This is a genomic window from Rhizobium sp. BK602 (assembly GCF_014195095.1).
Lineage (GTDB): Bacteria > Pseudomonadota > Alphaproteobacteria > Rhizobiales > Rhizobiaceae > Rhizobium.
The window spans coordinates 83475-109789 of the sequence record NZ_JACIBC010000003.1 but is presented as its reverse complement, the minus strand read 5'-3'; the positions used below and the strand labels follow the sequence as shown (position 1 = coordinate 109789).

25 protein-coding genes are annotated in these 26315 nt (G+C 62.6%); 19 read left to right on the top strand and 6 right to left on the bottom strand.

All coding sequences use genetic code 11. From position 1 onward, the window contains the following. Position 1 precedes the first annotated feature (1 nt). From FHX11_RS10925 to FHX11_RS10905, 5 genes are all read left to right on the top strand, one after another. Positions 2-1966, top strand: a complete 1965-nt coding sequence (locus tag FHX11_RS10925) for a hydantoinase B/oxoprolinase family protein (protein ID WP_184357645.1) — start codon at positions 2-4, stop codon at positions 1964-1966. A gap of 47 nt (positions 1967-2013) precedes the next feature. Then, positions 2014-2886: a LysR substrate-binding domain-containing protein gene (locus FHX11_RS10920; RefSeq protein WP_184357644.1), complete on the top strand. Its 873-nt coding sequence runs from the start codon at positions 2014-2016 to the stop codon at positions 2884-2886. 126 nt (positions 2887-3012) lie between these two features. Further along, positions 3013-4476, top strand: a complete 1464-nt coding sequence (locus tag FHX11_RS10915; RefSeq protein ID WP_184357643.1) for an aldehyde dehydrogenase family protein — start codon at positions 3013-3015, stop codon at positions 4474-4476. A gap of 9 nt (positions 4477-4485) precedes the next feature. Then, positions 4486-5529, top strand: a complete 1044-nt coding sequence (locus tag FHX11_RS10910) for a tartrate dehydrogenase (protein ID WP_184357642.1) — start codon at positions 4486-4488, stop codon at positions 5527-5529. Positions 5530-5549: 20 nt separating this feature from the next. Beyond that, positions 5550-7007 (top strand): NAD-dependent succinate-semialdehyde dehydrogenase, encoded by a 1458-nt coding sequence (locus FHX11_RS10905; protein WP_184357641.1) that lies wholly within the window; start codon positions 5550-5552, stop codon positions 7005-7007. A gap of 88 nt (positions 7008-7095) precedes the next feature. Here FHX11_RS10905 and FHX11_RS10900 read toward each other — a convergent pair whose 3' ends face one another. Next, the gene (locus FHX11_RS10900) at positions 7096-7686 is read right to left on the bottom strand and encodes a TetR/AcrR family transcriptional regulator (protein WP_184357640.1); all 591 of its coding nucleotides are present in this window, start codon (positions 7684-7686) and stop codon (positions 7096-7098) included. 165 nt (positions 7687-7851) lie between these two features. Here FHX11_RS10900 and FHX11_RS10895 point away from each other — a divergent pair, with 165 nt between their 5' ends. Then, entirely contained in the window at positions 7852-8250 is a 399-nt protein-coding gene (locus tag FHX11_RS10895; protein WP_184358193.1) for a RidA family protein, read from the top strand. Positions 8251-8266: 16 nt separating this feature from the next. Here the strand turns inward: FHX11_RS10895 and FHX11_RS10890 are convergent, their stop codons facing one another. Together FHX11_RS10890 and FHX11_RS10885 are read right to left on the bottom strand one after the other, a co-directional pair. Further along, positions 8267-9544, bottom strand: coding sequence for an FAD-binding oxidoreductase (locus tag FHX11_RS10890; RefSeq protein ID WP_184357639.1), 1278 nt, complete (start codon positions 9542-9544; stop codon positions 8267-8269). Between the two features lie 13 nt (positions 9545-9557). Beyond that, the gene (locus tag FHX11_RS10885) at positions 9558-10226 is read right to left on the bottom strand and encodes a haloacid dehalogenase type II (RefSeq protein WP_184357638.1); all 669 of its coding nucleotides are present in this window, start codon (positions 10224-10226) and stop codon (positions 9558-9560) included. A 339-nt stretch (positions 10227-10565) separates the two neighbouring features. Here FHX11_RS10885 and FHX11_RS10880 point away from each other — a divergent pair, with 339 nt between their 5' ends. The 8 genes from FHX11_RS10880 to FHX11_RS10845 all read left to right on the top strand — a co-directional run bounded on the left by FHX11_RS10880 (position 10566) and on the right by FHX11_RS10845 (position 19028). Next, a complete protein-coding gene (locus FHX11_RS10880) occupies positions 10566-11402 on the top strand; it encodes a GNAT family N-acetyltransferase (RefSeq protein WP_184357637.1) in 837 nt (278 codons plus the stop codon). An 11-nt stretch (positions 11403-11413) separates the two neighbouring features. Beyond that, positions 11414-12787: an aspartate aminotransferase family protein gene (locus tag FHX11_RS10875; protein ID WP_184357636.1), complete on the top strand. Its 1374-nt coding sequence runs from the start codon at positions 11414-11416 to the stop codon at positions 12785-12787. Between the two features lie 7 nt (positions 12788-12794). Then, positions 12795-13082 (top strand): hypothetical protein, encoded by a 288-nt coding sequence (locus tag FHX11_RS10870; RefSeq protein WP_184357635.1) that lies wholly within the window; start codon positions 12795-12797, stop codon positions 13080-13082. Beyond that, on the top strand, positions 13075-13791 hold the full coding sequence (locus tag FHX11_RS10865) for an HAD-IA family hydrolase (protein WP_184357634.1): 717 nt from the start codon (positions 13075-13077) through the stop codon (positions 13789-13791). The genes FHX11_RS10870 and FHX11_RS10865 overlap by 8 nt, the downstream gene beginning before the upstream one ends. A gap of 73 nt (positions 13792-13864) precedes the next feature. Next, complete coding sequence (locus FHX11_RS10860) at positions 13865-15475, top strand: ABC transporter substrate-binding protein (RefSeq protein ID WP_184357633.1); 1611 nt, start codon at positions 13865-13867, stop codon at positions 15473-15475. Between the two features lie 96 nt (positions 15476-15571). Then, a complete protein-coding gene (locus FHX11_RS10855) occupies positions 15572-16522 on the top strand; it encodes an ABC transporter permease (RefSeq protein ID WP_184357632.1) in 951 nt (316 codons plus the stop codon). Between the two features lie 2 nt (positions 16523-16524). Then, entirely contained in the window at positions 16525-17367 is an 843-nt protein-coding gene (locus FHX11_RS10850) for an ABC transporter permease (protein ID WP_184357631.1), read from the top strand. Then, positions 17367-19028, top strand: a complete 1662-nt coding sequence (locus tag FHX11_RS10845) for an ABC transporter ATP-binding protein (RefSeq protein WP_184357630.1) — start codon at positions 17367-17369, stop codon at positions 19026-19028. Before FHX11_RS10850 ends, FHX11_RS10845 begins: the two co-directional genes overlap by 1 nt. Positions 19029-19061: 33 nt before the next feature. Here FHX11_RS10845 and FHX11_RS10840 read toward each other — a convergent pair whose 3' ends face one another. Then, positions 19062-19538: an Lrp/AsnC family transcriptional regulator gene (locus FHX11_RS10840; protein ID WP_007697831.1), complete on the bottom strand. Its 477-nt coding sequence runs from the start codon at positions 19536-19538 to the stop codon at positions 19062-19064. A 252-nt stretch (positions 19539-19790) separates the two neighbouring features. Between FHX11_RS10840 and FHX11_RS10835 the strand changes: the two genes are divergently transcribed. From FHX11_RS10835 to FHX11_RS10820, 4 genes are all read left to right on the top strand, one after another. Beyond that, positions 19791-21116 (top strand): FAD-binding oxidoreductase, encoded by a 1326-nt coding sequence (locus FHX11_RS10835; RefSeq protein WP_184357629.1) that lies wholly within the window; start codon positions 19791-19793, stop codon positions 21114-21116. 180 nt (positions 21117-21296) lie between these two features. Next, positions 21297-22361 (top strand): iron ABC transporter permease, encoded by a 1065-nt coding sequence (locus FHX11_RS10830; RefSeq protein WP_184357628.1) that lies wholly within the window; start codon positions 21297-21299, stop codon positions 22359-22361. Next, positions 22355-23107, top strand: coding sequence for an ABC transporter ATP-binding protein (locus FHX11_RS10825; protein WP_184357627.1), 753 nt, complete (start codon positions 22355-22357; stop codon positions 23105-23107). Before FHX11_RS10830 ends, FHX11_RS10825 begins: the two co-directional genes overlap by 7 nt. Positions 23108-23292: 185 nt before the next feature. Further along, on the top strand, positions 23293-23907 hold the full coding sequence (locus FHX11_RS10820) for a class I SAM-dependent methyltransferase (RefSeq protein ID WP_184357626.1): 615 nt from the start codon (positions 23293-23295) through the stop codon (positions 23905-23907). Positions 23908-23912: 5 nt separating this feature from the next. Here the strand turns inward: FHX11_RS10820 and FHX11_RS10815 are convergent, their stop codons facing one another. Beyond that, positions 23913-24278 (bottom strand): helix-turn-helix domain-containing protein, encoded by a 366-nt coding sequence (locus tag FHX11_RS10815; protein ID WP_184357625.1) that lies wholly within the window; start codon positions 24276-24278, stop codon positions 23913-23915. 139 nt (positions 24279-24417) lie between these two features. Here FHX11_RS10815 and FHX11_RS10810 point away from each other — a divergent pair, with 139 nt between their 5' ends. Continuing rightward, positions 24418-25257 (top strand): SDR family oxidoreductase, encoded by an 840-nt coding sequence (locus FHX11_RS10810; protein ID WP_184357624.1) that lies wholly within the window; start codon positions 24418-24420, stop codon positions 25255-25257. A gap of 15 nt (positions 25258-25272) precedes the next feature. Here FHX11_RS10810 and FHX11_RS10805 read toward each other — a convergent pair whose 3' ends face one another. Beyond that, positions 25273-26310, bottom strand: a complete 1038-nt coding sequence (locus FHX11_RS10805) for a LacI family DNA-binding transcriptional regulator (RefSeq protein ID WP_184357623.1) — start codon at positions 26308-26310, stop codon at positions 25273-25275. Positions 26311-26315: the final 5 nt, after the last annotated feature.

Sequence of the window (26315 nt, the reverse complement as noted above, 5' to 3'; positions counted from 1 at the left end):
CATGGCGATCGATCGCAGAAATCTGAAAGTTCTCGCCAACTTCTGTGCCGCCGCCGCCGATGCCATGGCGTTCACGCTGATGCGCACGGCCCATTCCGCCTTCGTCAAGGAAACCGAGGATTTCTCCTGCCAGGTGGTGACGCGCGAGGGGCTCGCCTTCGCAAGCCCGCGCCAGTTCGGCGCCCCTTGGTATAGCGGCATCGACTACGGCCCGTTGCTCGCCATGTTCGACGATTATGCCGACGGCGACATCTGCATCACCAACGACCCCTATGACGGCTTCGTCGCGACCCATTCGCCCGATATCCATATCTGGAAGCCGGTGTTTCATGGCGGCGAGATCGCCTGCTTCGTCGTCGGTCATATCCACAATACCGATGTCGGCGGGGCCGTGCCGGCCTCGCTGTCGCGCTCGCTCACCGAGATCGAGCAGGAAGGATTGCGCATTCCGCCGGTCAAGCTCGTCCAGAACGGCGTGCTCAACGATTTCGTGCTGCGCACTATCCGCGCCAATGTTCGCCTGCCGGATCAGAATATCGGTGACCTCAACGCCCAGATCGCTTCCGTCAACATCGGTGAGCGCAAGCTGAAGGATATCGTCGCCCGCTTCGGTCTTGACGATTTCATCGATGGCGTCGGCCAGATCCTCGATTATGCCGAGGAACAGACGCGCGCCATTCTCCGGCGCATCCCGGACGGGGACTATTTCTTCGCCGATTATGCCGACGAGGATTCGGTCGGCGGCAAGCCTTGCCGTGTTGCACTGACCCTGCGCATCCGCGATGACGAGATCGAACTCGACTATACCGGCAGCGACCCGCAACTGGGATCGTCGCTGAACATGCCCACGGGAGGGCGCGAGCGCCATCCGCTGGTCATGGTGGGGCTTACCTATGTCCTGTTCACGCTCGACAATTCCCTGCTGCTCAACGCCGGAACGCTCCGGCCGGCGCGGGCGGTGCTGCCGGAAGGCAGCATCGTCAATTGCCAGCGCCCCGCCGCCGTCGGCATGCGTTCGCTGACCTGCGCCATGACCCAGATCGTCACGGTCGGCGCCTTTGCGAAAGCGATCCCCGCGCTGATGCCGGTCGCCTCTCCCGGCGGTAACGCCATCATGAACGTGAAGACCAGTGCCCGGAACGGAAGGCCCGTCATGGCATCGATCGGCCCGGTGGGCGGCGGTGGCGGCGGAACGCCGATCTGCGACGGAAACGATGGTGCCGGCGGCGCCACCGGTTTCCTGCGCAACACGCCGATCGAAATCAGCGAGGCGGAAGTACCGATCCGTTTCCTGCGCTACGGATTGGAGAAGGATACCGGCGGGCCCGGCCGCTATCGCGGTGGCCTGTCGGCGGTGATGGAGTTTCAGGTCTCGGCGCCCGAAACCGTGGTGACCGCCCGCAACCGCAATCGCTCCGTCATGCCCTCCTGGGGGCTCAGCGGCGGCCATGCCGGCACGATATCGCGCTTCCTGCGCAATCCCGGCCGCGCGGACGAAGTGTCGCTCGGCAACACCGACATCGTGCATTGCCATCCGGGCGACGTGATCCGCGTCATCGGGCCGGGAGCCGGCGGCTATGGCGATCCATTCGAACGGCCGGCCGCAAGCGTTGCCGCAGATGTGCGCCGCGGTGCGGTTTCGCCGGAATGCGCGCGCCGGGATTACGGCGTCGTGATGCGCGATGGCGCGGTCGACGAAGAGGCAACGACCCTGCTGAGGAAGAGCCGTCCGCTCAGGAGCGATCCTGTCACCTATGCCGCCGAGCGGATCGCTTTCGAGACGGTTTGGACGGAAGAACGCTACGCCCTACTGACGGATTTTCTTGCCAATGTTCCAGTTGGTTGGCGGTTTTTCCTCAAGCACAGGATCTTCGAGGCGGTTGCGTCTCAGCCGTCGGAAAAAGCGGACGTCGCCGATGAGATGCATGCCATCTTCGCCCAGATGCGGGAGCGCTATGGCGTTTGACAGCCTGAGGCAATTGGTTATGACTTCCATAACTTGAAAGTCGATCGATGAACCCACGCCAGTTAGAAATCTTCCGGGCCATCATGCGCGACGGGACGCTGACCGCCGCCGCCAACTCCCTCGGCATATCACAGCCCGCGGCCAGCAAGTTCCTGCATCATCTGGAAGATCAGCTCGGCTATACGCTATTCGACAGGATCGGCGGGCGGCTGGTGCCGACCATGGAGGCGAACCTGCTGTTTGCCGATGCAGACCGGGTATTTCGCGAGATCGAAGCACTGAAGTCACTGGCCAGGGATATCGGCGCGCGCAAGATCGGCTTGCTGAGACTCGGCGTCAGTTTTCCCGTCACCTACTCCGCCTTGCCCAAGGCATTGTCGCGGTTCCGCAGGCAGCATCCGGAGGTCAAGCTGCATCTCCATGCCCTGCCCAAGCGCGAGATAGCCGAAGCGCTGCTTCTGGGTGACATCGATCTCGCGGTGACCTTGTCCTTGATCGATGCGCCGACCGTTCGAAGCGAAATCCTCAGCGAAATACCGATCATGGCCGTCATGCGGACGGACGATCCGCTGGCATCGAAAGCAAGCGTCGGACCGGCCGACCTGGAAGGCCTGCCGTTGATTTCCTATGGCGGTCATGCGGAGATCGGCGCGGCGATGGACAAGGCCTTTGCCAGCTACGGTCGCCAGCGCGACGTCGCCATCCAGATCGCCTCCTCCGTCGGCGCGGTTCCCCTGGTGCGCGAAGGGCTCGGCATCGCCCTCGTTGATGGTCTGGGTGCCTGGCACGGTTTCGACGGTCTGACGGCCCGCCCCTTCGAGCCGCGCCTCACCATGCAGATGCTGGCGGCGACCAACGATGCCCGCCCCGCCTCCCGATTTGTCGCGCCGTTCCTGACCGCCCTGCGCGCCGTTCTCTGACGCACCGAATCTTGCGCTGAAACAATGGCGGCAAACGGGATATTCCGTCGCGACATCGCCAGCACTCGACCGAAACTGCCAGCCGCCAGGCGATACTCTAGCCGCACCCGGCGGTAAGGACCAGTCATGACCCTCAGTTTCGACCCAGATTCGCTCGACCTCCCACGCGGACATTTCATCGATGGCCGCTATATCGCGGCAAGCGGCGAAATGACCATGCATCGTCCGTCGGACGGCGCCGCTTTCGCAGACTGCCCGATCGCGGGGAAGGATATCGTCGATCAGGCTGTCGAAGCGGCCAACAGGGCGCTGAAGACGAGTGGCTGGGCCAATCTTCGCCCGCGTGAGCGGACCAAGGCCCTGGTGCGCTGGTCGGACCTCATGGAAGCAGAGGCCGTGACGCTGGCGCGCCTGGAAGCCATATCCTCGACCCGCCCGGTCGCGCACCTCATCGCTGGCGATATCGCGATCACCGCCGAACAGATCCGCTTCTTCGCCGAATTTGCCGACAAGGAAGGCAGCGACCTCGTGCCGACCGACGCCAACAGCCTCGGCATGATCATGACCGAACCCTATGGCGTGGTCGGCGCGATCACACCGTGGAACTTTCCGATTTCCATGGCCGGCTGGAAGATCGGTCCGGCGCTTGCGGCCGGCAACGCCATCGTGCTGAAACCGTCCGAAATGACACCGTTTTCGACCCTCTATATGGCGGAACTGTCGGTGCGCGCCGGTATCCCCGCCGGCCTCATCAACATCGTTCTCGGCGACGGCCCGACGACGGGCGCTGCGATCACCGGCCATCCCGGCATCGGCAAGATCAGCTTCACCGGTTCCACAGGCGCCGGCTCGGCGATCATGGAGAATATCGCCCGCACCGGCGTTAAGCCGATGACGCTGGAGCTTGGCGGCAAGAGCCCGCAGGTCGTCTTCGCCGACGCCGATCTCGATCTGGCCGCCGACGCGATTGCCCGCAACATTCTGTCCAATGCCGGCCAAGCATGCGTCGCGGGCTCGCGGCTGATTGCCGAGCGCTCGATCGCCGAGCCTCTGGCGGAAGCGATCCTCGCGCATATGCGCAACATCAAGCCCGGCCCGACCTGGGACCAGAACAGCCAATATTCGCCAATCATCTCGGAGCGCCAGATCGGGCGGATCGACCGCCTCGTTCAGGCCGCGATCGACGCTGGCGCGGAATGCCTGACCGGCGGCTCGCGGCTCGACCGGCCGGGTTATTTCTATGCCCCGACGTTGCTTGCCGGCGTCGACCAGGCATCGCCGGCGGTCACCGAGGAGATTTTCGGGCCAGTATTGACGCTACAGACCTTCGAAACGGAAGATGAAGCGCTCGCCCTAGCCGATCATCCGACCTATGGGCTTGCGGCGGGGCTGTTCACGCGCGATCTTTCCCGCGCCGTCCGCGTCACGCGTCAACTTCAGGCGGGAACTGTCTGGGTCAATCGCTACGGGCGCTCACGCGACCATATCCTGCCAACCGGCGGCTACAAAAGCTCCGGCATCGGCAAGGATCTCGGCCGCGACGCCTATCTCGCCAATCGCCGCAGCAAGTCCGTGCTGATCAACATCTAAGGAAAGACCATGAAGACCTACAGCATCGCTCTCATCCCCGGTGACGGCATCGGCAAGGACGTCATTTCAGCGGCATGGCAGGTGCTGGAAAAGGTGGCCGCAACCGCTGGCTTCGGGCTTCAGCCGACCAGCTTCCCATGGTCCTGCGCCTACTACAAGGAAACCGGCGCGATGATGCCGGTTGACGGCATCGAGACCTTGCGCGGCTTCGATGCCATCCTGCTCGGCGCGGTCGGCTGGCCGGCGGAGGTGCCTGATTCCGTTTCGCTGCACGGCCTGCTTCTGCCGATCCGCAAGGCCTTCGAGCAATATGCCAATATCCGCCCGCACCGGCTGCTGCCGGGCGTCGAGGGGCCGCTGAAGGCCCGCGACTTCGATATTCTCTGCATTCGCGAGAATACCGAGGGCGAATATTCCGGCGCCGGCGGGCGCGTGCATCAGGGCACACAGAATGAAGTCGCCGTCGAAACCTCGATCTTCACGAGGACCGGCGTCGAGCGCATCCTGCGCTTCGGTTTCGAACAGGCCCGCGCGCGCCGCGGCAAGCTCGCCTCCGTCACCAAGTCGAATGCGCAGAAATATTCGATGGTGTTCTGGGACGAGATCACCGCCCGGCTCGCCAGGGAATATCCCGATGTCACCGTGACCAGTTACCATATCGACGCCATGGCGGCGCGCATGGTGATGGCGCCGGAAAGCCTCGACGTCATCGTCGCCTCAAACCTGTTCGGCGATATCCTGACCGACCTTGGCGCTGCCATCCAGGGCGGCCTCGGTTTCGCCGCCTCCGCCAATCTCAACCCAGACCGCAATGCGCCGTCGATGTTCGAGCCGGTGCATGGCTCCGCGCCCGATATCGCCCATCTCGGCATCGCCAATCCGATCGCAGCAATCTGGTCTGGCGCCATGATGCTGGAGCACCTCGGCGAAAAGACCGCCGCCGATGCCATCATGCGCGCCATTGCCGCCGCGACCGAGAGCGGGATCGGCACGGTGCCGGGCAAGGACAAGACCGACACCATCACCCATGCCGTGCTGAACGCACTCGCCTGACAGACAAGGAAACGACCATCATGATCGACCTCAAGGACAAGAGCCTGTTTCGCCAGCAGGGCCTCATCGACGGAATCTGGCGCAATGCCGGCTCCGGCAAGACCGTCGACGTCATCGACCCGGCCACGCAAACGGTGATGGGCACGGTTCCCGATATGGACGGGACGGAGACCCGCGCCGCGATCGAGGCCGCGAACGCCGCCTTTCCCGCCTGGCGCGCCAAGACCCATGCCGAACGGGCGAAACTGCTGGAAGCCTGGCACGATCTGATGATCGAGCATTGCGACGATCTCGGCCTGATCCTGACGACGGAACAGGGCAAGCCGCTCGCCGAGGCACGTGGCGAGATCCGTTACGGCGCCTCCTTCGTCAAATGGTTTGCCGAGGAAGCTCGCCGCATCAACGGCGGTACCATCCCCTCGCCGACCCCGGACCGGCGCATCGTCGTGCTGAAGGAACCGGTCGGCGTCTGCGGCATCATCACGCCCTGGAATTTTCCGAACGCGATGATCACCCGCAAGGTCGCTCCGGCACTGGCCGCCGGCTGCACCGTCGTCATCAAGCCATCCGATTTCACGCCTTATTCGGCGCTGGCGCTGGGTGTGCTCGCCGAACGCGCCGGCATTCCCGCCGGCGTCATCAACATCGTCACCGGCCTGCCGACCGAGATCGGCAACGAGTTGCTGCGCAACGAAACGGTCCGCAAGATTTCCTTCACCGGCTCCACCCGCGTCGGCTCGCTTCTGATGCGTGGCGCAGCCGACAGTATCAAGCGGCTCAGCCTCGAGCTCGGCGGCAATGCCCCCTTCATCGTTTTCGACGACGCCGATCTCGACCTTGCCGTCGAAGGTGCCATCGCCTCGAAATTCCGCAATGGCGGCCAGACCTGCGTCTGCTCCAACCGCATCCTGGTGCAGGACGGCGTGTACGATGCCTTTGCCGCAAAGCTGTCTGCCCGTGTTTCCGCCATGAAGGTCGGTCCGGGTACGCAGGCGGGCGTCGATATCGGCCCGATGATCAATGCCGCCGCCATCGACAAGATCGAGCGCCACGTCAGTGATGCGGTCGAAAAGGGCGCCAAGATCATCGCGACGGCTTCGAGCCTGCCGGACGGCCGCCAATATGCCGCTCCGGTCGTCCTGTCGGGTGCCACCACTGATATGCTACTGGCGAGCGAAGAAACCTTCGGGCCGGTCGCCCCCCTCTTCCGCTTCAAGACCGACGAGGAAGCGATCGCCATCGCCAACGGCACCCCCTTCGGACTGGCGGCCTATTTCTACACCCAGAGCCTCAAGCGCTCCTGGGCAGTCGGCGAAGCGCTGGAATTCGGCATGGTGGGCCTGAACACCGGCGCGATCTCCACGGAAGTCGCCCCCTTCGGCGGCGTCAAGCAATCCGGTCTCGGCCGCGAAGGCTCGCAGCTCGGCATCGAGGAATATCTCGAAATCAAGACCTTCCACATCGGCGGACTTGCCTGACATGGCGGCTGGAAAGGGCGACGGCGAAAGCCGCGCCCTTATCGACGTGCAGCACAAACATCGTGGCGGCTTCCGCGCCGTCACGAATTCACGCCTTCATAAGAAGGCCCGAAGCTAAGGCTTGGAAGGTCTCGACGGCCTTAGGCAGCACATGCCGCGGCTCGTCGCTGGCCGCGACCCAGAGAGCGGCATTGAGTGCCGCGCCGCTGAGAAGCCGGGCGGCCGCCTCCGCATCGACCGGCTTTAGGGTCTTTTGGGCAATGAGACGTTCCACCGTCTGCTTGGTTGCCCGAAGGCAGCTGCTTTGACTGGGCCATTTCGACGGATCGCCCAGTACTGCCGGTCCGTCAAGCAGAACGATGCGCTGGACCTCCGGAACAAGCGCCATCTCGATATAGGCCGCGCCTTCGGCAAGCAGACCCTTCCAATCATCATCCGCGAGCACGCCGATCTCTTGGGCGCGTGACGCCATTTCCGAGTCGATCTGATCGACAACAGCCGCCAGAAGCCCACGCTTGTCGCCGAAATTATGGTAGAGCGCGCCCCGAGTCAGGCCGACTTCGGCGGTCAGTTCATCCATCGAGGCGGCCGAATACCCTTTTTCAGCGAAGGCCTTTCGCGCGGCCGCGATCAGCTTGGCGCGATTCTCCTCCATCGTCTCGACACGTCGTTTCGCCATTTTGTCCTCAAATTCATATACGCCTCGTATATGAATTTGACATACGGAGCGTATATGGATATTTCACATACGTTCCGTATATCAGATGATGCTGCAGCCTGTGAAGCCCACAGTTCGCGCCGCACTTGTCTGGCGCCCATTAACGTCGATGAAGAAAGAGCAGCAATGACCAAACGCCAAGCAATCTTCCCTGCCGACCGGCATGCCCTTTATGAAGAGCACGGCTATTCAGCCGCCATTCGGTCCGGTGATCTTCTGTTCGTGTCGGGGCAAGTCGGCAGCCGTTCAGACGGAACGCCCGAACCGGATTTCGAACGCCAGGTGCAATTGGCCTTCGAAAACCTCAAGGCGACGCTGGGCGCGGCAGGTTGCACGCTTGATGATATTGTGGATGTCACGACATTCCACACCGATCCTGAGAACCAGTTTCCGACAATCATGGCCGTCAAACAGACGGTTTTCAGCGAGCCGCCCTATCCGAACTGGACCGCAATCGGCGTGAACTGGCTCGCTGGCTTCGACTTCGAGATCAAGGTCATTGCCCGCATCCCGGCAGCGGCATGATTTTGGAAATCTCCGACTATTGGAACCGGTCGAGCGTCTTGTAATAGGCGCCGACCAGCGGCAGGAACCAGGGCTTGCCGAAATGACCGGGGACCGCCGGCCAGGCGAGATCCTTGACCGGGTTTCGGTCGGCCTTGCCGAGGATGGCATCGGCGATCATCATGCCCATATGGGTCGCCATCTGCGCGCCATGGCCGGAATAGCCCATCGCGTACCACAGCCCGTCGACATAGCCGGCGCGCGGGAAGCGGTCCTTCGTCATGTCGACCAGACCGCCCCAGCAATAGTCGATCTCGATCTTGGCCAGATGCGGGAAGATTTCCGCCAGGCTGGCGCGCAGGATTTCACCGCTCTTGGCATCGGATTGCTGGTCCGACGTCGCCGAAAACCGCGCTCGGCCGCCGAAGATCAGGCGATTGTCCGGAGCAAGCCGGAAATAATTGCCGATATTGAGCGAGGTGACGCAGGTGCGGTTGCCGGGCATGGTTGCAGCCACTTCAGCCTCGGTCAGCGGACGCGTCGCGATGATGAAGCTGCCGACCGAGATGATACGGCGGCGAAAATAGCTGAAAATGCTGGGCGTATAGGCGCCGGTTGCCAGAAACACGTTGTCCGCCGTCAGCTTGCCGCGCGCAGTCGTCAATTCATGCCGTCCGCCATTGACCTTCCGGTCGGTCACGGCGGCATTCTCATGGATCACCGCACCACTGCGCACCGCCGCCTCGGCAAGGCCAACCACATAGCGGCCCATATGCATCATGGCGCTCTTCTTGGAGAGCATCGCGCCATGGAAGGATGACGATCCGATTTCGCCCTTGAGGTCGGCGGCCGTCAGCAGCGCGGTATCCGAGTCGATCTCGCGATGGACCGCCTCGAAATTGCGGGCAATGCTGTCGAAATGCGCCGGTTTCGATGCAAGCTTCAGCTTGCCGGCGCGGCGGAAATTGCAGTCTATGCCTTCCTCGGCAATGATCCGCTCGACCGTATCGACGGCATCGTCGAAGGCGCGATAGAGCGCCTTCGCCCGTTCGACCCCGAGCTCTTCCTTGGCGGCGATGAAGCTATGGGCGATGCCATTGTTGAGGTGACCGCCATTGCGGCCGGATGCGCCGCAGCCGACCGTGCCCGCCTCCAGCACGACGACCCTGGCGCCCGCCTTGGCAAGCTGGCGTGCTGCCCCCAGTCCACTGAAGCCGCCGCCGATTACCGCGACATCGTAGTGACCTTCGACCGGCGCGGTGCTCTGCTTTTCAAAGCGGGGGGCGGTGTCGTGCCAATAGGACTTGAATTGCATGGCGGTCTCCCCGTCAGAGCCCGACGACGCCGGGCAGGCCGGAAATATCCTTGATTTCCGTATATTCGTAGTAGGGATTGGCCGGTTCATGTCCGCGGTTGACCCAGACCTTGTGCTTGATGCCGAGATCATAGGCCGACATCAGGTCATAGCGGAAGGACGAAGAGCAATGCAGCACGTCTTCCGGATTGCAGCCGAGCATGTCGAACATATATTCGAAGGCCTTGAAGCGCGGCTTGTAGGCATTGGCCTGCTGCGCCGTGAAGACAGCGTGGAAAGGTGCGCCGAGCTTTTCGACATTGTGCATGATCTGCTCGTTCATCGCGTTCGACAGGATGACCAGCGGAATTTCCTTGGCGACCTTGGCAAGCCCCGCCGGCACGTCCGCATGTGGCCCCCAGCTCGGCACGGTGTCGTAGATCGAACGGGCATCCTCGTCGCGGAAGGTGACGCCGTTCTTGCGGCAGGTGCGCTCGACGGCATTGTGGATCACTTCATTATAGGGTTTCCAGTCCCCCAGAATCTCATCCAGCCGGTAGGCGGCGAAATTCTTGATGAATTGCGCCATGCGCGGCTGGTCGAGTTGTTCGCCGTAAATCTTCTGGGCAGCCTCGGCCATCTGGAAATTCGTCAGAGTGCCGTAGCAATCGAAGGTGATGTATTTCGGCCGGAAGGTCGTCATGTCTTTAGATCCTCACAGGGTGGCGCGCTGGCGCTGTTGATGACACCATCATAGGCAGCCTTTCCCCATCGGTTCACCGCATTTGCACCGCCGGGAAGCAGAAAGTTTTGTATCCATATGCCGCTTTGGCAGAGAGTTGCGCGTCAAACCCGCGCATATTGCCGAAAAAGGGACGATAAAGGCTCCAAACACGCCCTTTCCGGACCGAACAGCCGGCATAAGATGCGGCGAGCATGGCGACGGACGGTGAAAGATACCGTCGCGGCGCCGTCGTCGGGACGATCTTCTTCCGTTGCGGGTCTATCAAAAAAGAAAAGCAACGGACGGGAGACACAGCCTGTGCAGGCAACCGCGATCGACCTTCGGCCCCTCGACCAGTCTCACCTTGAATCGGCGCTGGCGCTGTCACGCCAGGCAGGATGGCCGCATCGGCTGGAAGAATGGCAGATGCTGCTCGAACTCAGCAACGGCCTCGTGGCGATCGAGAACGACAAGGTGGTCGCGACGATCTTCGTCACCCCTTATGGCGACGAGGTTGCCACCATCAATATGGTGATCGTCGATGAATCGATGCGCGGGCGCGGCATTGGCCGGCGCATCATGCAGGCCGCCCTCGACATCGTCGGCCAGCGCGAATGCCGCCTGGTGGCAACGGCGGACGGCTTGCCGCTCTATGAAAGCCTCGGTTTCAGGAAGACGGGCACGATCGTCCAGCATCAGGGAACACTCGCCGCCTGCACCGCCCCGGAGGCGGTCGAATGGGCAACGGAGGCCGATCTTGACGAGATCGCGGCCCTCGACCGCATCGCCTATCGCGCCGACCGCGCCCAGCTCATCAAGGCTCTCTTCCAGGCCGGCCGGCTGGCGGTTCAGCGCGAAGCCGGCGTCATTCATGGCTATGCCGCCTGGCGGCCCTTCGGACGCGGCGAACTCTGCGGACCGGTCATCGCGGAAACGACCCGCGCGGCCCAGGACCTGCTCGCCTTCCTGTTTTCGGCCCGGCCCGGCGTCTTCATGCGCGTCGATACCGGCACTGAGACCGGCCTTGCCCCCTTCCTTCTGGATCATGGCCTCGCCCATGTCGGCGGCGGCATTTCCATGCGCCGCAGTCCCGCGACGTCCTCATCCGTTTCCAGCGTTCACACATTTGCCCTGGCCAGCCAGGCTTTGGGCTGAAGAGAGACATCATGCTGAGCAATTCCCTCGTCGAACTCGATCGTGCCCACCTCGTTCACCCCGTCGCCTCCTATCGCGGCCATGAGCAGGCCGGCGTCCGCGTGCTGAAATCCGCCAAGGGCGCGACCGTCACCGATGCATCGGGCCACCAGATGCTCGACGGCTTCGCCGGCCTCTGGTGCGTCAATGCCGGCTATGGCCATGAGAGCATCGTGGAGGCTGCCGCCCGCCAGATGCGCGAGCTGCCCTATGCGACCGGCTATTTCAGCCTCGGTTCCGAGCCGGCCATCCGGCTCGCCGCCGAACTGGCCGAGCGGGCGCCTGGCGATCTCAATCATGTCTATTTCACGCTGGGCGGCTCCGACGCCGTTGACAGCACGGTGCGCTTCATCCGCTATTACTATCATTCGCTGGGCAAGCCCGCGAAGGATCAGTTCATCTCGCTCGAGCAGGGCTATCACGGCTCCTCCACCGTGGGCGCCGGTCTGACCGCGCTTCCCGTCTTCCATGCCGGATTCGGCATGCCGCTCGACTGGCAGCATAAGATTCCGACGCACTACGCCTACCGCAACCCCGTCGGCACCGATCCGCAGGCGATCATCGCCGCATCGGTCGCCGCCCTGCGTGCCAAGGTCGAGGAGATCGGCGCCGAGCGCGTGGCGGCCTTCTATGCCGAACCGATCCAGGGTTCCGGCGGCGTACTCGTGCCGCCGGCCGGATGGATGAAGGCGATGCGCGACACCTGCGCCGAACTCGACATCCTGTTCGTCGCCGATGAAGTCATCACCGGCTTCGGCCGCACCGGCCCGCTATTCGCTTGTTCGGACGACGGCATCGTTCCCGATCTGATGACCACCGCCAAGGGATTGACCTCCGGCTACGTGCCGATGGGCGCCGTCTTCCTGTCGGAGAAGGTCTATCAGACGATCGCCGATGGCGCGGGTGCCGCGGCGATCGGTCATGGCTATACTTATTCGGCCCATCCGGTCAGCGCGGCTGTCGGCCTCGAGGTTCTGCGCCTTTATGAGAGCGGTCTCCTGGAAAACGGTATCAAGGCGGGCGCGCGGCTGATGGCCGGCCTTCAATCGTTGTCATCACATCCGCTGGTCGGCGACGTGCGCGGCCGCGGCATGCTTGCCGCCATCGAACTGGTCATCGACAAGGAGCGCAAGACGCCCCTGCCGGCCGCGGCCGATCCTTCGCGGAGGATCTTCGATCGCGCCTGGAACAATGGGCTCGTGATCCGCGCCTTCGGCAATGGCGTGCTCGGCTATGCGCCGCCGCTTTGCTGCACCGAAGCGGAAATCGATGCGATTATCGAGCGAACCCTGAAGACGCTCGACCAGACACTGAATGATCCGGATGTGCGTGCGGCGCTCGCCTGAGTTCGGCTTGATCCCCGATGCCGCCAACCCGTCCGATATCGGTCAGCAGGCGGCACGGGTGAAATACCGCTTTGCCTCCATATTCGCAATTTTGTGCCGCCACGGCTCTTCCTTTCAGAGAATCCAGCGAGCCTTAACTGCGAAACTGAGCGTGCTGAAGGCCCTTAATCCCCGAAAAACCGGGATTTCAGGGAGATATAAGAAAAACCTCGGCAGGATCGGAACAGCATTTTCTTCTGCATTCAGCCGCGCAATCGGTACCGATTGCACCATTCGAGGACAGAGACTTGGCTAAGAACTTAGCGCACTTCAAATATTTCACCTTTGACGTCGTGGGAACCCTGATCGACTTCGAGGGCGGCATCAAGGATTGCCTGGCTGAGATCGCCGGCGAGGCCGGTGTTGCCGTCGATGGCGAGGAAGCGCTCGCCCTTTATCGCGCTGAACGCTATTCGGACGATGCCGGTCTCTTTCCCGACGATCTGCTTCGCGTCTATCTGGCCATTGCCCCGAAATTGGGCCTGCCGGCGGAGCGGGCCTATGGCGAGCGCCTGCGCGATTCCTGCAAGAACTGGAAAGGTTTTCCCGACAGCGCCGAAGCCCTCAATCGCCTGTCGAAGCGCTACAAGCTGATCGCCATGACGAACGCGCGCCGCTGGGCCTTCGAGCATTTCTCCAAGGAACTCGGCAACCCGTTTTATGCCGCATTCACCGCCGACGATACCGGCACGGAAAAGCCCGATCCGGCTTTCTTCGAGCAGGTCTTCGCCTTTGTCGGCAAGGAAGGCGCATCGAAGGACGACATCCTGCATGTGGCACAGAGCCAGTATCACGACATCGGCATCTCGCGGCAGCTCGGCATGACCAATTGCTGGATCGAGCGGCGTCACGCCCAGAAGGGCTATGGCGGCACGATCGAGCCGAAGGAGTTCACCAAGCCCGATTACCATTTCACCTCCATGGCCGGGCTTGCCGACGCAGTGGAGGCAGTCAAGGCCGCCTGACAAGCGACATTCCGTGTTGATCCCGCAGCAAAAGACGGGACGCCAAACCAACCTTAACAAAAAGGGGAACGCAATGAACGACAAGATCACGAATTGGACCAGCGCAGACGATGCCATGGTCGAGAATGCCATTCGCCGTGGCGCGACCCGCCGCGATCTTCTGCAGATGCTGCTGGCAGGCGGCATTGCGGCGGCTGCCGGCGGCGCGATCTTCGGACGCGCCTCGTCGGCTCTTGCGGCCACCCCGGTTTCGGGCGGTACGCTGAAGGCGGCCGGCTGGTCATCGTCGACCGCCGACACGCTCGATCCGGCCAAGGCGTCGCTGTCGACGGACTATGTCCGCTGCTGCGCCTTCTACAATCGCCTCTCCTTCCTCGACAAGGATGGCGTCACCCAGATGGAGCTGGCCGAAAGCATCGCAAGCGCCGATGCCAAGGTCTGGACCGTCAAGCTGCGCAAGGGCGTCACCTTCCATAGCGGCAAGAGCCTGTCTTCGGCCGACGTCGTCTATTCGCTGAAGCGCCATCTCGACCCGGCCGTCGGCTCCAAGGTCAATGCCATCGCCAAGCAGATGACCGATTTCAAGGCCGTCGATCCGCTTACGGTCGAAATCACGCTCGCTGCGCCGAATGCCGACCTGCCGACGATTCTGGCCATGCATCATTTCATGATCGTCGCTGACGGCACCACGGACTTCAGCAAGGCCAACGGCACCGGCGCCTTCGTCTGCGAGACCTTCGAACCCGGTGTCCGTTCCGTCGCCGTCAAGAACAAGAACTATTGGAAGCAGGGCGGCCCGCACCTCGACTCCTTCGAGTTCTTCGCGATCGCCGACGATTCGGCGCGCGTCAATGCGCTGCTCTCCGGCGACATCCAGCTCGCCGCCTCCATCAATCCGCGCTCCATGCGGCTTCTGGATGGCCAGCCGGGCGTGACGCTGTCGAAGACCACCTCGGGCAATTACACCGACCTCAACATGCGTCTGGACATGAGCCCCGGCAACAGCAAGGACTTCGTGACCGGCGTCAAATATCTGCTGAACCGTGAGATCATCCAGAAATCGGCCCTGCGCGGCCTTGCCGAAATCGGCAACGACCAGCCGGTGCCGCCGTCCAACATCTATCACAATGCCGATCTGAAGCCGAAGGCCTACGATCCGGACAAGGCCAAGTTCCATCTGCAGAAATCCGGCCTGTTCGGCCAGTCCGTCCCGGTCGTCGCCTCCGACGCGGCCACATCGTCGATCGACATGGCGATGGTGCTGCAGCAGGCCGGCGCGGAAATCGGCATGAAGTTCGACGTGCAGCGCGTACCGTCCGACGGCTACTGGTCGAACTACTGGCTGAAGGCGCCGATGCATTTCGGCAATATCAACCCGCGCCCGACGCCGGACATCCTCTTCTCGCTGCTCTATTCCTCACAGGCCCCCTGGAACGAGAGCCAGTACAAGTCCGAGAAGTTCGACAGCATGTTGCTGGAAGCACGCGGCTCGCTCGACCAGGCCAAGCGCAAGGCGATCTACGGCGACATGCAGGCGATGATCGCGGAAGAGGCCGGCACGGCCATTCCCGCCTATATTTCCAACGTCGATGCGATCTCCTCGAAGCTGCACGGCCTGGAAGCCAATCCGCTCGGCGGCATGATGGGCTATGCCTTCGCGGAATATGTCTGGCTTGATGCCTGATCCCCGCCTTCGTACCCGACCGGTGGTGTTTCGACGCCACTTGTCGGGTACATTGCCGTATCATCGGCACATTCGTTCTCACGATGGGGATCTGATATGAACCGCCACGTTCTTTCTCTCGTGCTCGGCCGTGTGATCGTGGCCCTGATCACGCTGCTCATCGTGTCCTTCACGGTATTCGCGGCAACAGAAATGCTGCCGGGCGACGTTGCGCAAATTCTGCTCGGCCAGGCCGCGACCCCGGAAGCGGTCGCGGGCCTGCGCGCCGCGATGCACCTCAACGATCCGGCCATCCTGCGGTTCCTCCGCTGGCTTGCCGGCCTTGCCACCGGCGATCTTGGCATTTCCTACGCCAACAATATGCCGATCGCGGAGCTGATCGGCTCCAGGCTCGGAAATTCGCTGAAGCTCGCAGCGGCAACAACGCTGTTTTCCGTGCCAATCGCGCTGACGCTCGGCATTACGGCCGCTATGCTGCGCGGTTCGCTTTATGACCGCATCGTCACGGTGATCTCCATCGGCGTCATTTCGGTGCCGGAATTCATGGTCGCGACATCGGCGGTGCTGCTCTTTGCCGTCTATCTGAAATGGCTGCCGGCGCTTGCCTTCGCCAATGAAATTCACTCCTTCTCGCAGATGCTGCGCGTCTTCGCGATGCCGGTGATAACGCTGAGCTTCGTGATCTCGGCGCAGATGATCCGCATGACGCGCGCCGCCGTCATCGAGACGCTGAACACGCCCTATGTGGAAATGGCGCTGCTGAAGGGCGCCTCGCGGCCGCGCATGGTGCTGAAGCATGCGCTTCCCAATGCGCTCGGCCCGATCGTCAATGCGGTCGCACTGTCGCTGTCCTATCTGCTCGGCGGCGTGATCATCGTCGAGACGATCTTCAACTATCCGGGCATCGCAAAGCTGATGGTGGATGCGGTCGCCACCCGCGACCTGCCGCTGATCCAGACCTGCGCCATGATCTTCTGCCTGGTCTATCTGCTCCTGATCACCATTGCCGACATCATCGCCATCATATCCAATCCGAGGCTGCGCTGACCATGGCTCTTACCGCGTTCACACCCCGCAAGCTCGGCTTCCGCTTCAACATCGTCGGCATGATCGGCCTTGCCGTGATCCTTGCCTGGGCTCTTGTCGCCATCTTTGCCCCGCTGCTCACCCCCTACCCGATCGGCGAAATCGTCGATTTCGACTATTTCGGGCCGATCTCGGCGAAGTTCTGGCTGGGCACCGATTATCTCGGCCGTGACATCTTCTCGCGCATCCTGATGGGCGCGCGCTATACCGTCGGCATCTCGCTGGCGGCCGTCTGCATCTCCTGCTTCACCGGTGTCGCGCTCGGCATGATCGCGGCCGTCATCGGCGGCTGGTTCGACAGCGCGCTCAGCCGTTTTCTCGATGCCTTGAACTCCATTCCGAGCAAGCTGTTCGGCCTCGTCGTCGTCGCCGGCATCGGCTCCTCGATCCCGGTGCTGATCATGACGCTCGCCATCATCTATACGCCCGGCGCCTACCGCTTCTCGCGAGCGCTCTCGGTCAACATCAACACGATGGATTTCATTACGGTCGCCCGCGCACGCGGCGAAGGCGCGCTCTACCTCATCCGCTCGGAAATCCTTCCCAATATCCTGGGGCCGGTCATGGCCGATCTCGGCCTGCGCTTCGTGTTCATCGTGTTGCTCCTGTCGGGTCTCTCCTTCCTCGGGCTTGGCGTGCAGCCGCCGAACGCGGACTGGGGCGCACTGGTGCGTGAAAACATCGGCGGCCTGCCCTTCGGTGCGCCGGCGGTGATCTTCCCAAGCATCGCGATCGCCAGCCTGACGATCAGCGTCAACCTGCTGATCGACAACCTGCCCCAGAAAATCCGAGACCGGAGCAATTGATGGCCAAGCTCGTCGAAATTCGCGACCTGAAGGTCGAAGCCAAAACCGATGCGGGCCGCCTCGTCGAGATCATCCGTGGCGTCAGCTTCGATATCGAGGAAGGCGAGATCGTCGCCCTGATCGGCGAAAGCGGCTCGGGCAAGACCACGATCGCGCTGACCCTGATGGGGCATGCGCGCACCGGATGTCGGATCAGCGGCGGCGAGGTTCTGCTTGCCGGCAAGGACATGGCAAGCCTGCCGGAAAAGGCGCGCGCCCGCATTCGCGGCACCGAGGTCGCCTATATCCCGCAGAGCGCCGCCGCCGCCTTTAACCCGGCCCAGACCATCATGGAACAGGTGATCGAAATCACCCGCATCCACGATCTCATGCCCGCGGAAGAAGCCAAGGCGCGCGCCGTCGAGCTCTTCAAGGCACTGAGCCTTCCCAACCCGGAGACGATCGGCTCGCGCTATCCGCACCAAGTGTCCGGCGGCCAGCTGCAGCGTCTTTCGGCCGCGATGGCCCTGATCGGCGACCCGAAACTGGTGATCTTCGACGAGCCGACGACTGCGCTCGACGTGACGACGCAGATCGAGGTTCTCCGGGCCTTCAAGTCGGTGATGAAGAAGGGCGGCATCGCCGGCGTCTACGTGTCGCACGATCTCGCGGTCGTCGCCCAGGTGGCAGATCGGATCGTTGTCCTGAAAGGTGGCGAGATCCAGGAGATCGGCACGACCGAGCAGATCCTTTCGGCACCCTCGCACCCCTATACGCGCCAGTTGCTCGGCGCGTTCGAGCCCAAGCTCTATGCCTCCCCGGCGGCGGTCGAACAGCATAAGACGCCGGCGCTCCTGGAGGTCACCGACATCGTCGCCGGTTACGGCCCGATCCAGCCGAACGGCCTGCCGATGGCGACCGCCCTGAAATCCGTCAGCCTCAGGCTCGAGACCGGCCGCAATCTTGGCGTTATCGGCGAATCCGGCTGCGGCAAGTCCACGCTCGCCCGGGCCATCGCCGGGATCTTGCCACCGGTTTCTGGCGACGTCATCTTCGATGGCAGGCAGCTCGCCGCCGACGCCCGCAAGCGCCAGCGCGAAGAGCTGCGCAAATTGCAGATCGTCTTCCAGTTCGCCGACACGGCACTCAATCCGGCCAAGTCGATCGGCGATATCCTTGGGCGGCCGCTCGGCTTCTATCACAATCTCGGCGGCAAGCAGCGCGAGGCGCGTATCGAGCAATTGCTCGACATGGTCCATCTGCCGAAAGCCCTGAAGCATCGCCGCGCACCCGAATTATCCGGTGGCCAGAAGCAGCGCATCAACCTGGCGCGCGCGCTGGCAGCCGAACCCAAGCTTATTCTGTGCGACGAAATCACTTCGGCCCTCGATACGGTGGTCGCTGCCGCCATCATCGACCTGCTCAAGGAATTGCAGCGCGAACTCGGCCTGTCCTACATCTTCATCAGCCACGACCTGTCGACCGTGCAGGCGATCTGCGACGAGATCATCGTCATGTATGGCGGCGAAAAAATCGAGCAGCTGGCCTCCGCCGACCTCGCCGACGGCGCCAAGCATCCCTATTCCAAGCTGTTGTTCTCCTCGGTGCCCAAGCTCGACACCGGTTGGCTCGACGGCCTTCAGCAGGACCCGGAGCTGATGCAAGCTTTCGCGAAGCGCTGAAATGCGTTTCGCGAACACCAACCCGCCAAGGCGTCAGACCGGAAACAGGCTGGTCAGCGGCATATGCGCCTTGACGATCGGCGATTTCAGCACGACGAAGCTGAAATATTTGTCGATGCCGATCTCCATGTCGATCAGCCGTTCCATCGTCGTCTGATATTCGGCAATCCCGGCGGTCACGAACTTCACCAGATAATCGTAGCCACCGGAGACGAGATGGCATTCCACGACCGAATCCACCTTCTCGACCGCCGCCAGGAAGCGGGCGAAATCGATCTGGCGGTGGTTCTTGAGCGTCACCTCGGTAAAAACGGTAAGCGTCTGGCCGAGCTTGGCGATGTTGATCTGCGCCGAATAGCCGGCGATATAGCCTTCGGATTGCAGCTTCTTGACCCGCATCAGGCAGGGGCTGGGCGACAAATTGACGAGTTCGGCCAGCTCGACATTGGTGATGCGGCCGTTCTTCTGCAATTCGTAAAGAATCTTGATGTCGATCCGGTCGAGCTTCATCGGCGTGCTCTCCTCTTGTCGGCAGCGGCACGCCGCCTTGACGGAATAATCTTCCGTCATTTTAGGCGGAAAGCCTCGGTTAGCAAGCGGAATCGGTTGTGGTTATGACGATATAACCTCATAAAATCCTGACCTTAGCACAAGCGTCCGTGATAGATGGGCACCACCAAAGGAAATGCTGTCTTCGGGCGATTTGCAGCATTTGCGTGGTGAAAGCTCGACTAGAATGCCTGTCTGAAACCGGAGAAAGCCATGCCTGCCCCCCTTCTGCACATTGAAACCACGCCCAGCCTGCCGGAACGGGCGGATGCGGTGGTGATCGGCGGCGGCATAGTCGGCGTTTTCACCGCCTACTATCTCGCCCGGCGCGGCCTGAAAGTGGCCCTTATCGAGAAGGGGCGGATCGGTGCCGAACAGTCGAGCCGCAATTGGGGCTGGTGCCGGCAGCAGAACCGCGATGCCCGCGAACTGCCGATCTCCACCAAGAGCCTGGCGCTTTGGGAGGATTTTGGCAAGGACAGCGGCGAGGATACCGGCTTTCGCCGCTGCGGCCTGCTCTATCTCAGCAATGACGATGCCGAGCTTGCCGGCTGGGCCCGCTGGGGCGAGTTCGCGCGCGGGGTCGGCGTCACCACCCATATGCTTGATGGCAAGAAGGCGAGCGAGTTCGGGGTGGCAACGGGGCGGCAGTGGAAAGGCGGCGTCTTCTCGCCGACGGACGGCACCGCCGATCCGTCGCGGGCAGCCCCTGTCGTCTCCCGCGCTGTCATGGCGCTCGGCAGCAGCGTCCATCAGATGTGCGCGGCACGCGGGCTGGAGATCGAGGGCGGCCATGTCAGCGGCGTGGTCACCGAGGCGGGCACGATCCGCACACGGACCGTCATCATGGCCGGCGGCGCCTGGGCATCCTCCTTCTGCCGCCAGCTTGGTATTCGTTTCCCGCAAGCCGCGATCCGCTCGTCGATCCTCTCGGTCGGCCCCGGCGCCGAGGGCCTGCCGGCGGCGTTGCACACCGCCGCGGTTTCGGCAACGCGCCGCGCTGACGGCGGCTATACGCTCGCCATCAGCGGCCGCGCCCGTGTCGATCCCACCCCGCAGCAGCTGCGTTTCGCGCGTCATTTCGTGCCGATGTTCATCAAGCGCCGGCGCAGCCTGGCGCCGGGCGGGCTGGAGGGTGTGAGGGGCGGACATGAAACCCTGTCGCGCTGGCGGCTCGACCGGCCGACGCCGATGGAGCGCAACCGCATTCTCGATCCGCGTCCGGATCGCACCCAGATCGATCTGACGCTGGAACGGGCCCGCGCGCTGCTGCCGGCGCTCGTCCATACCCCGGTCACGGCGGCTTGGGCCGGCTATATCGACAGCACGCCCGACGGCGTTCCGGCAATCGGCGAGATACCCGCACTGCCCGGCCTGATTCTGGCCGCTGGCTTTAGCGGGCATGGCTTCGGCATTGGCCCCGGCGCTGGCCATCTCGTCGCCGATCTCGTCACCGGCGCGGAGCCGATCGTCGATCCGAAGCCCTATTATCCGGATCGCCTGAACGGCTCGGTCTGGGGCAAGGTCGCCGACTTCTGATCCCCACGGCGAATTGATCCGGCATATTGCCGCCCGCCGCCAGAATGAACTTGACTGCTTTACTCATAAAAGCATAGACGATCTCAGTTTTCGCAAGACCATGCTTCAAGCCTCGGCGACGCTTTCGGCGCCGGGCGCCGATCACGGTCGATTATCGCATTTGCCGAAGGACAAGCCGCGATGTCCGTTGGGACCGTTCAAGCAATCGTGACCGGAGGCGAACAATATCGCTCCCGCGTCTTCCGTCGCCTCGTCGTGCTAGTCTTCCTCGCCGTCCTCATGTGCATGAGCATTGCGCTCGACATGGCGCTGGGGCCGGCAAACTACACGCTGCAACAGGTTCTGTCCGCGATCTTCGATCCGGCGGGGGCGGCACTCCAGTTGCGCGTCGTTATCTGGGACATCCGCATGCCGATCGCGCTGATGGCGGTCGTCGTCGGTGCCTCGCTGTCGGTGGCCGGCGCCGAGATGCAGACGATCCTCGCCAATCCGCTGGCCAGTCCCTTCACGCTCGGCATTTCGGCGGCGGCGAGCTTCGGCGCGGCCCTTGCCCTTGTCGGCGGCGTGGCGCTCTATCCGGGCGCCGTCGAATACATGGTGCCGGTCAACGCCTTCCTGATGGCGATGGCGGCGGCGCTGTTCATCCATTTCGCCTCGACGATGCGCGGCGTCAGCGTCGAGACGATCGTGCTGCTCGGCATCGCCCTCGTCTTCAGCTTCAATGCGGCGCTGTCGCTGCTCGAATATCTGGCCTCGGAACAGGCGCTTGCCGCAGTGGTGTTCTGGACCATGGGAAGCTTCACCAAGGCCACTTGGCCGAAGGTCGCGACCATCGCCGCCATGCTTGTCGTGGTCGTACCTCTGTTCATGAGGGATGCCTGGGCGCTGACGGCGCTGCGCCTCGGCGACGACAAGGCGGCCAGCATGGGCGTCAATGTACGTGGCTTGCGCCTGAGGACAATGCTGCTGGTAAGCCTGCTCGCGGCAATCCCGGTCTCCTTCGTCGGCACTATCGGCTTCGTCGGCCTGGTCGGCCCGCACATGGCCCGCATGATCGTCGGCGAAGATCAACGCTTCTTCCTGCCCGCCTCGGTCATCTGCGGCGCGCTTCTGTTGTCGGCCACCTCCGTCATCAGCAAGATCCTCATCCCCGGCGCCATCCTGCCGATCGGAGTGATCACCGCGCTGGTCGGCGTTCCCTTCTTCTTCGTTCTGATCTTCAGCAACAGGAGGCGTGCATGGTAGCCCTCGCACTCGACAATATCGGCGCCTCCTACGGCAAGGCGAAGGTGCTGTCCGATGTGACCATGAGCGATCTCGCCAGCGGCAGCGTCACCGCGATCATCGGCCCGAACGCCGCCGGCAAGTCCACCCTGTTCAAGCGCATCGCCGGACTGATCAAGGGACCTGGGCTGGTCGAACTTTCCGACACGGCACGAGGTCCCCGCGCGATCTGCTACATGCCGCAGGACACCGGCGCCAATGCCGTTCTGACCGTCTACGAATCGGTGCTGCTCTCCGCCAAGCAGGGCAGCGGCTGGCGTGTCGCCGATGACGAACTGGCGGAGATCGATGCCATCCTGAAGGCATTGCGCATCGAAAACCTCGCCTTTCGCGGCCTTGGCGAACTTTCCGGCGGCCAGCGCCAGCTGGTGTCGCTGGCACAGGCGCTGATCCGGCGGCCGGAAGTCCTGCTGATGGACGAACCGACCTCGGCGCTCGATCTCCATCGGCAGATCGAAGTGCTGAGCTTCATTTCCGATCTCGCCAAGCGGGACGGCATGATCGTGCTGATCGCGCTGCACGACCTCAACCATGCGCTGCGCTACTGCGAGAACACGATCGTCATCGCCAATGGCAAGATGGCGGCGAGCGGCGACACGTCTTCGGTCATTACCACCGAGATGCTGCGCGATATCTACAAGATCGACGCCCGTGTCGAGACCTGTTCGCGCGGCAGCCCGATGGTGATCGTCGACGGCGCGATCTGATCGGGCTGGCGAGACGATCACATTGCGGTGACATCGGCGGAGCATTCCTTTCCCGGCTCGACGGCCATAAAATTCGCTCCTATCGTCGGCGGTGTCGAGCGTCTCAAAAGCGTATTTCGCTCGCCGTTGTGACGGCAAGCATAGGCCTGCAGGGCTGTGTGTTCGCTGAAGATAAAGGATTGGATATGGACGCTAATATCTTGGCAGTGCTCGAAGAATACCACGCGCTGATCCGCGAGGAGCAGAACAAGCCGCGCGAGACGCCGCCGGGCGGACGCGACGGTGGGCAGGATCGCCGGATGCGCGCTGTCGGGCCGCAAACCGGCCGCCTCCTCAACATCATCGCCAGGAGCCTCGACGCACCGAACATCCTCGAACTCGGCACATCCTTCGGCTATTCCGGCATCTGGCTGGCGGAAGCCGCCCGCGCCACCGGCGGCCGGCTGATCACCATGGAGCTGCATGGCTACAAGTCCGCTCATGCCCAGGAAATGGCTGCGAAAGCGGGACTTGCCGACCATATAGATTTCAAGGTCGGCGATGCCGTTCAGATGATCTCGGAACTTTCCGTCGGCCTGGATTTGGTGCTGGTCGATCTGTGGAAGGATCTTTACGTGCCCTGCCTGGAGGCCTTCTATCCGAAGCTCAATCCCGGCGCCATCATCATCGCCGACAACATGATCCGTCCCGGAAACGAGGACGTGCAGGCCTATGGTCGCGCCATCCGCGCCAAGGCGGGCATAACGAGCATCTTGTTGCCTGTGGGCAGCGGGCTCGAAATCAGCCGCTTCGAGCCATAAGTCCGTCAGAGGACGGCGGCGTCATAGGCTGACTGCGACGCCAGAATGGCGTCCATATGATGTTCGGCCCAATGGGCCAGAGAGCGCACGGTCTCCGTCAGCGTCCGCCCGAGCGGGGTCAGATCATATTCGACCGTGACCGGCACGGTCGCGAAGACCCGGCGTGAAATCAGGCCGTCGCGTTCCAGTTTCTTCAAGGTCTGCGACAGCACCTTCTGTGAGATACCCTTGATGTCCCGACGCAGACGGTTGAAGCGGATCGGACCGCTCTCAAGCCGGTCGAGGATCAGAAGCGTCCATTTATCGGCCAGGCGCTCGAGCATCTGGCGTGTCGGGCATTTGTCCTCATAGACGTCATAGGCCGAGTTCATCGTTTCCTTTCCCGTCTTCGATCACCTGGTTTCCCGCGTGAAACCAGGTGATGAAAAAGTGCTCTCTTTTGCGGTTTTCTGAAGGCAGCTATGTATACAGCCGTTACATGGTTTCCAATAGATACTAAGGAGATTGGGCATGACAGGCAAGATTCTCGTTCTCGGCGCGTCCGGCAATGTCGGCAGACCGCTCGTCGAAGCGCTTCTGGCAAAGGGAGAAAAGGTGAAGGCGGCGTCGCGCGCCGGCAAGCCCATCGGCGGTGCGGAAGGCGTTGCCTTCGATTATGCCGATCGCTCTACATTTTCCCAGGCATTCGACGGTGTCGACCGTGCCTATGTCCTGTTGCCGGCCGGTTATGCGGATTCGAAGGGATTGCTCCTGCCGGTGATCGAGGCCGCCGCGGCACGGAAAGTCAAAGTCGTGTTCCAGAGCGTGTTTGGCGTCGATGCGGATGATTCCATTCCCTATCGGCAGGTGGAACTGGCGCTGGAAAAGTCCGGCACGCCCTATGTCATCCTGCGGCCGAACTGGTTTTCCGACAATTTCCATACGTTCTGGAAGGTCGGGATCGATCACGGCGAGATCGCCCTTCCGGCAGGCGACGGCAAGTCGAGCTTCATCGACGCGCGCGACATTGCAGCAAGCGCCGCGGCGGCTCTCACGACCTCGGCGTTCGACGGTCAATCCTTCAACCTGACCGGTCCAGAGCCATTGAGCTATGCCGACGCCGCAAAGATCCTCTCTGACGTCATCGGCAAGCCAATCGCCTACAGGGCCATCGACGACGGTGCCTTCGTCGACATCCTGATCGGCGCCGGCGTTCCGGAGGATTACGCGCTCATGCTGGCGTCGATCTTCTATCCAGTCCGCGAGGGCTGGACTGCCGCCGTGACGGATGCCGTGGAGAGGCTGACCGGCACCCCGGCCCGCTCGCTCGAAACCTATGCCAGGGATCACATCGCCGCACTGACGGCCTGAACCGGATGTAGCCCTTCAAGCCATCAGGCTGCGCCGGCGCACCAGCGACGGCGACAGCAAGACATGTTCCGGCTGACGGCGCCCCTCGATCCGGGTCAGGAGTGCGCGCGTGGCGGCTTGGCCAAGCTCCCTTCCGGATTGATCGATGCTGGCGAGATTGACGAGGCCAAGGGCTGCGACCGAAGAATTGTCATAGCCAACGACCGCCAATTCCTCGGGCACCCTAACTCCCACTTCGCTGGCCATGCTCAGCACCGTAATGGCATCCAGATCGCTCCAGCAGAAAACGGCGCGCGGCTTGTCCGGCCGCATCAGGAACGTACGCATGGCCTCTTCGCGCATGGGGGATTCCACGGGGATATTATTGATGCGCGCGGCGGGGCCAAATCCGGCGCGCTGCATGGCGCGGCGATATCCGATTTCGCGCTGCCGGACGACGGACACCTTGTGACCTTCGTGCTTGAACGCGCTCAGCATTTCGATGCTGCCATAACCGCACTCGACGAGCGCCTCGACGGCGATCTCGGCCCCAAGTTGATCATCCGTATTGATCGTATCGAAGGCTTCCGCCGCCGGATCGTGATAACCGACCGCGACAATCGGAATCTGCGCGGCGAAATTTGCGATGATCTCTGATGGCAGGCGAGGCGCGACAAGAATAAGACCATCCATCTTGTAGTCGATCATCGACTCGATAAGCGACGTCTCGAGCTGCATCCGCGCTTCGCCGACGCCGATCATCGCCTGATAGTGCGAGGGCGCGAGAACCGCATTCACCCCATCGATGACTTCCGGCAGGAAGGGATTGCGGATATCGACGAGGAGCAAGCCGATGGTGAAGGTGCGCCCGCGCAGTCCGCGCGCCGCCCGCGACGGGCGATATCCCAGCTGCTCGATCGACCCAGTCACTTTGGCGCGCAGGCCCTCGCTCACCCCATAGGCATTGCGCATCACCTTCGAGACTGCGGCGACCGATACGCCAGCATGAGCAGCAACCGTTCGGATGGTCACCCTTTCGGCCCGTTCGGGCTTCTTTTGATTGTCGACCGACATAAATT